The organism is Pseudomonas sp. P116 (assembly GCF_020149425.1).
Taxonomy (GTDB): Bacteria; Pseudomonadota; Gammaproteobacteria; order Pseudomonadales; family Pseudomonadaceae; genus Aquipseudomonas; species Aquipseudomonas anatoliensis.
In genome coordinates this window covers 756,403-768,183 of record NZ_JACVHB010000002.1, presented here as the reverse complement: position 1 = coordinate 768,183, position 11,781 = coordinate 756,403, and the positions used below count along the sequence as shown (strand labels likewise).

Here is an 11,781-nt window from a genome sequence, read left to right as displayed (position 1 = left end):
CTGGCGATTGGGGCCCTGTCATTCATCACAAAAATCAGCCACCCCGCGCTCTGCTAGAATGCGCCCCATTCCCTGCCAGAGACCCTTTGCCATGAGCGAGCCGATTCGCCTCACCCAATACAGCCACGGCGCCGGTTGCGGCTGCAAGATTTCCCCGCAGGTGCTGGAGGTGATTCTGGCCGGCAGCGGCGCGCAGAACCTTGACCCGAAACTGTGGGTCGGCAATGCCTCGCGCGATGATGCGGCGGTCTATGAAATTGATGCCGAGCGCGGTGTGGTGTCGACCACGGACTTCTTCATGCCGATCGTTGATGATCCGTTCGACTTCGGCCGTATTGCCGCGACCAACGCTATCAGCGATATCTATGCGATGGGCGGTGATCCGTTGATGGCGATTGCGATTCTCGGCTGGCCGGTGAATGTGCTGGCGCCGGAAGTGGCGCGGGAAGTGATTCGGGGCGGCCGAGCGGTGTGCGACGCCGCCGGCATTGCGTTGGCGGGCGGGCATTCGATTGATGCGCCAGAGCCGATTTTCGGTCTCGCTGTGACCGGTCTGGTGGAAAAACGCCACATGAAGCGCAACGACACCGCCACCGCCGGTTGCCTGCTGTATCTGACCAAACCCCTGGGCATCGGCATCCTCACCACGGCCGAAAAGAAAGGCAAGTTACGTCCGGCCGACGTCGGCGTCGCTCGCGACTGGATGTGCACGCTGAACAAGCCCGGCAGCCGTTTCGGCAAACTCGCTGGCGTGACGGCGATGACCGACGTTACCGGTTTCGGTCTGCTCGGGCATCTGGTGGAAATGGCCGACGGCAGCCAGCTCACGGCGCGCATTGCCTACGACCGTGTGCCGCGTCTGGACAGCGTCGAGTATTACCTCGAACAGGGCTGTGTTCCCGGCGGCACGTTGCGCAACTTCGACAGCTATTCGAGCAAGGTTGGCCGCGTGCAGGAACTGCACAAACGTGTGCTCTGCGACCCGCAAACCAGCGGCGGTCTGTTGATCGCGGTAACGCCTGAAGGCAATGACGAGTTCCTCGCCGTCGCCGCCGAATTGGGCCTGAATCTGGCGCCAATTGGTGAACTGGTCGAGCGACAGACGAACGCAGTCGAGGTGATTTGATGCTCCGCGACTGCACCGATTACCGCGATATTTTCCTCAACGATCGGCCGCTGATGGACGCCCGCGCGCCGGTCGAGTTTCACAAAGGTGCGTTCCCTGGCGTGATCAATCTGCCGCTGATGAATGACATCGAGCGGCAGAAAATCGGCACCTGCTACAAGCAGCACGGCCAGCAGGCCGCCATTGAGTTGGGTCATCAAATGGTGTCCGGTGCGGTGAAGGCCGAGCGTATTCAGGCCTGGGCGGACTTCGCCCGGGCCCATCCCGACGGTTACCTCTATTGCTTCCGTGGCGGGCTGCGTTCGCAGATCACCCAACAATGGCTGCGTGACGAAGCCGGCATTGACTATCCGCGCGTCGGCGGCGGTTACAAGGCGATGCGCAGCTTCCTTATCGACACCACTGAACAAGCCATCGCGCAGTGTGATTTCGTACTGCTGGGCGGGATGACCGGCACCGGCAAGACCGAAGTGCTGGTGCAATTGCGCAACGGGCTGGATCTGGAAGGACACGCCAATCACCGCGGTTCCAGTTTCGGTAAACGCGCCACCGGGCAGCCGTCGAACATCGATTTCGAGAACCGTTTGGCCATCGACATTCTCAAGAAGCGTAATGCCGGTATCGAACAGTTTGTGCTGGAGGACGAGAGTCGGGTGGTCGGCAGTTGCGCCTTGCCGCTGGCGATGTATCAGGGCATGCAGCAGTACCCGATGGTCTGGCTGGAAGACAGTTTTGAAGATCGCGTGGAGCGGATTCTGCGTGATTACGTGGTCGATCTGTCTGCCGAGTTTGCATCGGTGCATGGCGAGGAAGGTTTTGCGCTGTTCGCAGAGCGGCTGCTGGAGAGCCTGAACAACGTGCAGAAACGTCTGGGTGGCGAGCGCCATCGGCGGCTGTTCGATTTGATGGAAGCGGCGCTGGCAGAGCAGGCCCGCAGTGGCGCGGTGGATTTGCATCGCGGCTGGATCGAGGGGTTGCTGCGTGAATATTACGACCCGATGTATGTGTTTCAGCGCGAGAAGAAGGGCGGGCGTATCGAGTTTGCCGGGGAGCAGGGCGCGGTTATCGAATATCTGCGCGAGCGGGTGAATCAGAAAGATTGATGGCGTGTTTGCCGGCCTGATCGCTGGCAAGCCAGCTCCCGTAGAAGACTCAAGTCAGGCAAGTGTCCTAGCCATCATCCAGCCTTCCACAGCATTCATTGTGCATTCAAACCCTGTGCGAGTCTGGCTTGCCAGTGATGAGGCCATCACTGACAGTAGAAGACTCAAGTCAGGCAAGTGTCCTAGCCATAATCCAGCCTTCCACAGCATTCATTGTGCATTCAAACCCTGTGGGAGCTGGCTTGCCAGCGATTAGGGCCGAATAGGCACCCGAAACTCAAGTCGGGCAGGTGGCCTTGCCGTTATCCAGCCCTTGCTTGTAGCTGTGGCTCTGCAAACTGGCCTTGCCGTTGTGCCACGTCAGGGTCAGCACGTACAGCGAATCGAAGTCGCTGCCCGCCCAGTCCTCGGTGATGGACTGTTTTTCGCCGACGGCATTACCGGCCACCTTGTTGATCAGTTCCGGCAGATAACCGTGGGACCACGCGGTGTAGATGGTGGAGTTGTGATACTTGTCATCCAGCAGTTCGCGGGCCAGATCGCTGGTGTCATTGGCCGAAAACTCGATATTCACCGGCAGGCCCAGCTTGATGGCGGCGGGGCTGATGGTCATCAGCGGGCGAATGTAGCTGTAGGAGTTGTCGAGCTCGCCTTCCTCGACATTGCGCGTCGGGTTGGCGGCGAACACGTAGTCGGCCTTGCCGAATTTCTCCGGCAGCAGCGTCGACAGGTCGATGGCGCGGTTCAAACCCTGGCAATTGAGCTGGCCGAGACCACCCTCGGGCTTCTCCGCATGGCGCAGGAACACCAGGGTCTGGGTGCCGTCCGCCGGTTGCGCACGACTCTCGCTGGATTCCAGCGACAGGAACAACGCGCTGACCGCCAACAGGGAGGGCAGGGCCACATAGGCGCGATGTTTGAAGCGTTTGGCGAAACTCATCAGATTCGTCATGAAATAAAAATTCTTCAGCGTGTTCGGTTAAGGCTGACAAACCTTTACACCGCAGGCTCCCAGCACCGGGTGTTTTCCATGTCATGAAGCGTTTCCTCTGCAACAAGGGCATAGCTCAGAGTGCCCGAGGCCCTTTTGGTTCGATCACAAGCGTGCGCGGCACTCTAATGGCAAGCACCCAGGGCATGCGGCAGAGATTAATCACTGAATGTTACGGTTCTGTAGGAGCTGCCGAAGGCTGCGATCTTTTGATCCTGTTGAAACGCTCAAGATCAAAAGATCGCAGCCTTCGGCAGCGCCTACATTATGATCGGGCTTTAATTTGTGACTGGATGCTTCCCATGACCGATCTGTCCGCGTTCCCGATCACCCATAAATGGCCGGCGCAGTACCCTGACTGGATTCAGCTCTATTCCTTGCCGACACCCAACGGCGTCAAGGTTTCGATCATGCTCGAAGAGATCGGTCTGCCGTACGAGCCGCATCGCGTGGGTTTCGATACCAATGATCAGTTGTCCCCGGAGTTCCTATCGCTGAACCCGAACAACAAGATCCCGGCAATTCTTGATCCCCACGGCCCCGAAGATCAGCCGCTGCCGTTGTTCGAGTCCGGCGCGATCCTGATTTACCTCGCCGACAAGAGCGGTCAGTTGCTCGCGCAGGAAGGCACCTTGCGCTACGAAACCCTGCAGTGGTTGATGTTCCAGATGGGCGGTATCGGCCCGATGTTCGGTCAGCTTGGTTTTTTCAACAAATTCGCTGGCAAGGATTACGAGGACAAGCGTCCGCGTGATCGTTACGTCGATGAAAGCAAACGCCTGCTCAAGGTGCTCGACGGTCGGCTGGAAGGTCGCGACTGGATCATGGGCGAGCGTTACACCATTGCCGATATCGCGACATTTCCATGGGTGCGCAATTTGATCGGGTTTTATGAGGCCGGTGACTTGGTGGGCATCAGCAACTTCCCGAATGTCACCCGGGTGCTGGAGCGCTTTCTGGCACGGCCTGCGGTAATCCGTGGTTTAACGATCCCTTCCTGACCAATACCAATCCCTGTAGGAGCTGCCGAAGGCTGCGATCTTTTGATCTTGTTTTTAGAGTCAAAGTCAAAAGATCGTCCGAACGCGGCCCGAGCCTTCGGCAGCTCCTACAGGGGAGTGAGGTTATTGTTGCATCTGCAGTAATGCTGTCTTGATTGATCCAGGTTTGTACGCCAGCCCCCGCAAGGCATAAGCTTCGCCCCCTACGACTTTCGTCTCATCTTCCGTTTTCAGGAAAGCCCCATGTCCAGTCAGTTCCCCGAAGCACGTCCCCGCCGTCTGCGCCGCAATGCGAGCCTGCGCAGTCTGTTCCAGGAAACCGAGTTCAGCCTGAATGATCTGGTGCTGCCGATTTTCGTCGAGGAAGAGATCGATGATTTCGTGCCGATCAAAAGCATGCCCGGTGTGATGCGCATCCCCGAGCGCAAACTGGCCAGCGAAATCGAGCGCTATGCCCGCGCCGGCATCAAGTCGGTAATGACCTTCGGTGTGTCCCATCATCTGGACAGCAACGGCAGCGACACCTGGCGCGAAGAGGGCCTGGTCTCGCGCATGTCGCGCATCGCCAAGGACGCCGTGCCGGAAATGATCGTGATGTCCGACACCTGTTTCTGCGAATACACCGATCACGGCCACTGCGGCGTGATGCATAACCATGAAGTCGACAACGATCAGACCCTGATCAACCTCGGCAAACAGGCCGTTGCTGCTGCCCGTGCGGGTGCGGATGTGATTGCGCCGTCGGCGGCGATGGACGGTCAGGTGCGGGCGATTCGTCAGGCACTGGATGCGGCCGGGTTCACGCAGATTCCGATCATGGCCTATTCGACCAAATTCGCCTCGGCGCTGTACGGCCCGTTCCGCGAGGCCGGTGGCAGCGCGTTGAAGGGCGACCGCAAAAGCTATCAGATGAACCCGATGAACCGCCGCGAAGCCCTGCGCGAATCGTTGCTCGACGAGCAGGAAGGCGCCGATGCGCTGATGGTCAAACCAGCCGGTGCGTACCTCGACATCATCCGCGACATCCGTGAAGCCTCGAACCTGCCGCTGGCGGCGTATCAGGTCAGCGGCGAGTACGCGATGATCAAGTTCGGCGCGCAGGCCGGAGCGATTGATGAGGATCGCGTGGTACGTGAGAGCCTGGGCGCGATCAAGCGTGCGGGGGCGGATCTGATCTTCACGTACTTTGCGATGGATCTGGCGCTGGCCGGGATCTAAGCAACACGGCAAAACCTTGTGGGAGCTGGCTTGCCAGCGATAGCGGTGGTTCAGTCGAGGTTGATTTTGGCTGTGCTGACCTCATCGCTGGCAAGCCAGCTCCCACAGGTTTCTGTGGTGTTCGTGGGTCAGGGGCAGGCGAAAAATGGCCGGATCCCTTGGTCGCGGAAGTAGCGTTCGATCACCTTTGGGTCGGCGCTGCTATCGGCAATCGCCACATACGTATCCGGACGCAGCAGGTAAAAGCCGTTGCGCGCCAATCCTGCCGTTTCAAACGCCGGTCGCCAGTCGAACACATGCAGCGGCAAGTGATGTTCAAGACACCAGGCGAGCATTTCGTCGCTGGTGTCGCCATACACATGCACCTGCCAGCACGGCTGGCGCAGCGGTTCGTAATTATCTCCCTCACCGTCATGCGCCCACGGCAAGCGATCGCCGCCGTGGACATGGCCGGCCGTGCCTTGACTCAGCGGCATGCCACGATAGTTGAGGGTGACTTGGGAAACGGTGCGAAAGAGGAATTCGCGACTCGCCTCGAACGACGCCATTTTCGGAATCAGAAACGGTGCCAGCCGCGTGCGCAACAGATCGGCCATGCGTCCCTCGGCCGTGACGAAGCTGAACACTTTGTCAGTGGTTGAGACCAGCCGCCGGGCGAAGGCGATGCGTTCGGTTTCATAGCTGTCGAGCAGTTTGGCCTCGGCACCGCCGCTGAGGACTGTAGCGAGTTTCCACGCCAGATTGATCGCATCGCCGATGCCGGTGTTCATGCCCTGACCGCCCGCCGGGCTGTGCACATGGGCCGCGTCGCCGAGCAGAAACGCCCGCCCGCCGCGAAAATGCTCAGCCACGCGGTGGTGCACGCGGTAGGTGGAAAACCAGTGGACGTCCTCGATGTGCACTTTCAGGTGTTCGATGGCGCGGCTGCTGACATCAGAAAACTCCAGAGTTTCGGCGCGCTCCGCACGTTCGTCGCGCACCGTGCCGATCAATCGCGCGCGGCCTTCGCCGGCCAGTGGAAACACCGCGAGAAAGTCCGCTTCGTCCAGATCAAGATGCAACTCACCATTCATCGCCGGGCCGCTGGCCTGGACATCTGCCACATAGAAAATCTGCTGATAAGTGCCACCGGGGAACCCGGCGTCGAGGTTTTTGCGCACCACCGACCGCGCCCCGTCTGCACCTGCCAGATAGCAGGCCTGGCAGATTTCCTGCTCGCCATCGGGCAGACGTAAATGGACCGTTACGCCATCGCCAGTCTCATCGAAATGCTCCAGTGTGGTGTTGCGCTCGACGCTGACGCCGTAGTCTTCGAGACGCTCGATCAACAGCTGTTCATGTTGGTCCTGCGGGAATATTTCGACGAACGAGTAGGGCGTCAGACCTTCGCCGATACGGTTCAGCGGCAACTGCGCAACCGGTTTGCCATTGACCCAGAAGTTTGCCGCCGCGACCTGATGACCGTTGCGCACGATGGTCTCGGCCAGATCCAGTTGCCGATACAGCTCCAGCGTTCGCGCCTGCACCGCCAGCGCCCGGGAAGTGGTGCCAGGGGCGGCGGTCTTGTCGATGATGCGCACCTGCACGCCCAGTTTGCTCAGCCACAGGGCCAGCACCAGCCCGGTGGGGCCGGCGCCGATGATCAGGACGTCGCTGCGGTTCATGGGTGTGTGCTCCGTTTGCTGTGGAGCAAGTATGGATCAGAAGGAGAGGGTGGCCAGTTTGTCGGCCAGACGGAAAAAGGCCCCGCAGCGTTGAAGTTGCGGGGCCTTTTCAGGCCTTAGAAATCAATCGTGCCCGACAACTTCGCCACCCGCGGCTCACCCTGAGTCAGATAACCACCCTGCGCCGATTCCCAATACTTCTTGTTGGCCAGGTTCTCCACACCCAGGCGCACCGTCACGTCTTTCTCCGACACCTTGAAGGCATAACGTGCGCCGGCGTCAAAGCGGTTCCAGGTCGGCAGGCTGAGGTTATTGGCCGCGTCGGCGTATTGGCCGCCGGTGCGCAACATCCGCGCGTTCAGCGCTACGCCTTGCAGGCCGGGTACGTCCCAATCGGCGCCAGCGTTGAACTGGAAGGTCGGCACACCGATAGCACGGTTGCCGTCATTGGCGCCGTTGAGGGTGTTTTTCAGTTCGGTGTCCATCAGGGTCAGGCCGCTGATCAGGCGCAGGCCTTGGATCGGCTCACCGAACACGTTCATTTCCACGCCTTTGTTGACCTGCTCGCCTTCACGCACGTAGGTGCACGTGGTGGCGCTGTCGATTTCACAGTAACCGTCGCTCGGCTGCTCGATGCGATAAACCCCCAGGCTCGCGCCGTAGGTGCCCATGTCGATCTTCACTCCGGCCTCGGTCTGCTTGGAGCGCGCCGGGGCATAGACTTCGTTGCCGTTGGTCACGCGGAATCCGCCGGCGCTGGTCGGCGAAGTCGGGCCTTGAGCCAGACCTTCGATGTGGTTGGCGTAGAACGACACGTGGTCCCACGGTTTGAACACGATGCCATAGACCGGCGTGGTGATCGATTCGTCGTAGCTCGACGAACGCGGGCCGCTGCCGTAACTGGCGTATCCGTAACCTTGCACTACGAGTTGCTGACGACGCAGGCCGGCAGTCACCAGCAGGCGATCATCGAAGAAACCGAGGGTGTCGGAAATTGCCAGGCTGCGGTTGAAGGTTTTGCCGACGATACCCGGATCGTTCAGGTCGCCGCCGGAGAAGTTGCCGACCGGCGCTGGCGTCTGCACCGGGTGGTAGATGTTGTTGGCGTATTGGGTCAGGTCAAAATCGTAGGCGCTGCGCTGTTCGGCCCAGATGCCGGTCAGGCCGAAGTTGAGCTTGTGGCTGACCGGGCCGGTGTTGAATTTGCCGTTAAGGCCAGCCATGACGCTGGTGTTGTCTTCATCGTGAGGAACGAAAGAGCCGGTGGTGAACGATGCGCCAGTGTTGCCCACCAGCGTCGTCGAGTTGTAGCGCCCGACTTCACGGGTGTGCTTGGCGCCGCCGGCAGCGTAGGCGGTCCAGTTGTCGTTGAGATCGTACTCGGCGCGGAGCATGCCGAAGGTGTCTTCAATATCGGTGTAGCCCCATTTCGGCGCGTAGTTGGTGTCGGCCGATGGTGCGTCCGGGATGTGCGTGGCGGTGCCGAGGTTGACCGAACTGCGGCCACCGTTGACGCGCTCCTTCTGATAGGCGAAATCGCCGGAAACCCGCAGCGCATCGCCGCGATAGTCGAGGCCGATGGCGAACAGTTTCGAGCGCTGGTTTTCGTGATCGATGCCAGTGTCACCCTCACGCTGGGACAGGTTGATGCGCGCGCCGAAGCGGTTGTCTTCACCGAAGCGTTGGCCAATGTCGAAGTGATGACCGATGCGACCTTCGCTGTTGATGTCCGTGGTGTAGCGGCGCAGCGGCACATCGCCGGCGCGTTTTGGCTGCAGGTTGACGCCGCCGCCGATTCCGGAGCCGGTCGGGGTCACGCCGTTGATAAAGGCGTTCGGGCCCTTGAACACTTCCACGCGCTCCAGGGCGTCGGTGGAAATGATCTGCCGCGGCAACACGCCATACAGGCCGTTATAGGAAATGTCGTCGCCGTTCAGCGGCAGGCCACGGATCATGAACACCTGCGACTGGTTGGAAAACCCCGAAGCCTGACGCACTGACGAATCGTTGAGCAGCACGTCGGCGACGTTTTCGGCCTGCTGATCCTGAATCAGTTGTTCGGTGTAGGACGCGGCGCTGAACGGCACGTCCATCATGTCCTGATTGCCCAACACGCCGAGCTGGCCTCCGCGCGCGACCTGACCACCGGAATAGACCGGGGGCAGGGCGTTTGGCGCTGGCGCTTGAGCGTTGATATTGACGTTGTCCAGCACCAGCTCTTTGCCGTCTTCTTCAGCAGCGTGGGCGGTAACGGTCAGGGAGCAGAGCAGGGCAAGAAGCGTCGGACGAAAAGGAGCGCGGAGTCGGGCAGGAGCGGACATGTTTCATACCTGGAGGCGCACGGCCAGTCAGAAAAGTGAGGCGGCGCGTGAACTCCTTGCGCAAATGCGACTCCAGGCGCGAATGATAGGTTTTCTCAGTAACGTTTTGCAATCAGTTTGTCATCATCGCTGCATCACCCCGCACCGCCCCCTGTAGGAGCTGCCGAAGGCTGCGATCTTTTGATCTTGCTTCTAAAAACCCAAATCAAAAGATCGTCCGAACGCGGCCCGAGCCTTCGGCAGCTCCTACAGGGGAATGTGTTCAGTCAGGGAACAGGCCCGGATCATCGCAGTCCTAGCCTGCGCCATACCATTGAACGTATGGTGAACCCGCCTCAACGGACTGGATGGAGCAACATGCACACCCCTCGATTACTGATCACCCTCGCGGCAATGTTGGTGCTGGCCGGTTGCGCCAGCCAGCGCAATGGCGAGCCTGCCCCGCGTCCTGCGGCCGAAGTGAAGGCTGAGATCGTGCGCCTGATGCCGGCGAAAATCGCCGACCGCCAAGGCTGGGCGACTGATATTTACGTGGCATTCGCTACACAGGACATCAGCCCGACCACGCAAAACCTGTGTTCGGTGCTGGCCGTTGCCGAGCAGGAATCAACCTTTCAAGCCGATCCGACAGTGCCGGGCCTGGGCAAGATCGCCCGCGACGAAATCGACCGTCGTGCCGGCAAAGTCCACATCCCCAGCCTGCTGGTCAGCGGTGCTTTGCAGGTACGCTCCTCCAATGGCAAAACCTACAGCGAACGCTTGAAGGCGGCGCGCAGTGAAAAGGAATTGAGTGCCATTTTTGATGAGTTCATCGGCATGGTGCCGATGGGCCGCACGCTGTTCGGTGGCTTCAACCCGGTGCACACCGGCGGGCCGATGCAGGTCAGCATCGAATTCGCCGAGCAGCACGCCAAGGACTATCCGTACCCGGTGGACGGCACGATCCGCCGCGAAGTGTTCAGCCGCCGCGGCGGCATGTATTTCGGCATCGCGCATTTGCTCGGCTACCCGGTGAGCTACCGCGAGCCGCTCTATCGCTTCGCTGACTTCAATGCTGGTTGGTACGCCAGTCGCAATGCGGCGTTCCAGAATGCCGTCAGCCGCGCATCGGGTATCCCGCTGGCGCTGGATGGTGACCTGATCCGCTATGACTCGATCATGCCCGGCGGCACTGAACTGGCGGTGCGGACTCTCGGCAAGTCATTGGGCATGCGCAATCCGACCATTCGCGATCAATTGGAGAAGGGCAAAACCCTGGAGTTCGAAGAGACCAAGCTGTACCGAGAGGTTTTTGCATTGGCCGAGAAAGCCGAGGGCAAGTCTCTGCCGCGTGCAGTATTGCCGGGGATCGTCCTGCAGAGCCCGAAAATCACCCGCAAACTGACCACCGCGTGGTTCGCCAAGCGCGTGGATGAGCGCTACAAACGCTGCATGGCCAAGGCCGGATAACTTCCCAGACATAAAAGAACCAGACATAAAAAACCCGGCTGCGGGAGCCGGGTTTCTCTGGGTTGTTGCGATTAACGCCATTCATTCAAGCGTTGCGAAGTTCGTTCAGACGATCCGCACCACCTTCGGCGATGGTGTTGCCTTGCAGGCGATCCGAACCATCAGCGGCGATGGTGTTGCCTTGCAGACGATCCGAACCATCAGCTGCGATGGTGTTGCCTTGCAAGCGATCCGAGCCATCAGCGGCAACGGTGTTGCCTTGCAGGCGATCCGAGCCATCAGCGGCAACGGTGTTGCCTTGCAGGCGATCCGAACCATCAGCGGCGATGGTGTTGCCTTGCAGACGATCCGAGCCATCAGCGGCGATGGTGTTGCCTTGCAGACGATCCGAACCATCAGCGGCGACGGTGTTGCCTTGCAGGCGATCCGAGCCATCAGCGGCGATGGTGTTGCCTTGCAGACGATCCGAGCCATCAGCGGCGACGGTGTTGCCTTGCAGACGATCCGAGCCATCAGCTGCGATGGTGTTGCCTTGCAAGCGATCCGAGCCATCAGCGGCGACGGTGTTGCCTTGCAGGCGATCCGAGCCATCAGCGGCAACGGCGTTCTGGTACAGACGATCCGAGCCATCGGCCGCGATCATCGTGTGAACCGGGGTAGCGGCAAAAGCGTTAACTGCGAAAACCGAGAAAGCGATGCTGAGAAGAGTTTGGCGTTTCATGATGGTGTGCTCCGGGGTGTTATTGGTTGGTATGGAGCAGATGTTACGCCGCAGATTTTTTATGAGAACTTCATTGCCGTGATTGTGAACATCGACGGCAATGATGATTGGGGAACTGGCCCCCTGTAGGAGCATTCGAGTGAAACGAGGCTGCGATCTTTTGATCTTGTTTTTAAGGGGAAGATCA

General features: G+C 59.9%; 9 protein-coding genes. 5 read left to right on the top strand and 4 right to left on the bottom strand.

The window, feature by feature from the left end:
• The first annotated feature begins 91 nt into the window (after positions 1-91).
• Together selD and mnmH are read left to right on the top strand one after the other, a co-directional pair.
• Positions 92-1,126, top strand: a complete 1,035-nt coding sequence (gene selD, locus ICA15_RS09850; protein ID WP_150605309.1) for a selenide, water dikinase SelD — start codon at positions 92-94, stop codon at positions 1,124-1,126.
• Positions 1,126-2,229 (top strand): tRNA 2-selenouridine(34) synthase MnmH, encoded by a 1,104-nt coding sequence (gene mnmH, locus ICA15_RS09845; protein WP_210553132.1) that lies wholly within the window; start codon positions 1,126-1,128, stop codon positions 2,227-2,229. Before selD ends, mnmH begins: the two co-directional genes overlap by 1 nt.
• Positions 2,230-2,506: 277 nt before the next feature.
• On the opposite strand, the gene ICA15_RS09840 is transcribed toward mnmH, so the two are convergent.
• Positions 2,507-3,181 (bottom strand): histidine phosphatase family protein, encoded by a 675-nt coding sequence (locus ICA15_RS09840; RefSeq protein ID WP_150605307.1) that lies wholly within the window; start codon positions 3,179-3,181, stop codon positions 2,507-2,509.
• A 341-nt stretch (positions 3,182-3,522) separates the two neighbouring features.
• On the opposite strand from ICA15_RS09840, the gene ICA15_RS09835 reads away from it, so the two are divergent.
• Together ICA15_RS09835 and hemB are read left to right on the top strand one after the other, a co-directional pair.
• A complete protein-coding gene (locus ICA15_RS09835; RefSeq protein ID WP_210553131.1) occupies positions 3,523-4,221 on the top strand; it encodes a glutathione binding-like protein in 699 nt (232 codons plus the stop codon).
• Positions 4,222-4,464: 243 nt separating this feature from the next.
• A complete protein-coding gene (gene hemB, locus ICA15_RS09830) occupies positions 4,465-5,439 on the top strand; it encodes a porphobilinogen synthase (protein ID WP_047300672.1) in 975 nt (324 codons plus the stop codon).
• A gap of 128 nt (positions 5,440-5,567) precedes the next feature.
• Here the strand turns inward: hemB and ICA15_RS09825 are convergent, their stop codons facing one another.
• Both ICA15_RS09825 and ICA15_RS09820 read right to left on the bottom strand, forming a co-directional pair.
• Positions 5,568-7,103: an FAD-dependent oxidoreductase gene (locus ICA15_RS09825; protein WP_210553130.1), complete on the bottom strand. Its 1,536-nt coding sequence runs from the start codon at positions 7,101-7,103 to the stop codon at positions 5,568-5,570.
• Between the two features lie 116 nt (positions 7,104-7,219).
• Entirely contained in the window at positions 7,220-9,424 is a 2,205-nt protein-coding gene (locus tag ICA15_RS09820; protein WP_210553129.1) for a TonB-dependent receptor, read from the bottom strand.
• A gap of 357 nt (positions 9,425-9,781) precedes the next feature.
• On the opposite strand from ICA15_RS09820, the gene ICA15_RS09815 reads away from it, so the two are divergent.
• Positions 9,782-10,873: a DUF1615 domain-containing protein gene (locus ICA15_RS09815; protein ID WP_150618292.1), complete on the top strand. Its 1,092-nt coding sequence runs from the start codon at positions 9,782-9,784 to the stop codon at positions 10,871-10,873.
• Between the two features lie 85 nt (positions 10,874-10,958).
• Here ICA15_RS09815 and ICA15_RS09810 read toward each other — a convergent pair whose 3' ends face one another.
• Entirely contained in the window at positions 10,959-11,594 is a 636-nt protein-coding gene (locus tag ICA15_RS09810; RefSeq protein WP_210553128.1) for a phage infection protein, read from the bottom strand.
• Positions 11,595-11,781: the final 187 nt, after the last annotated feature.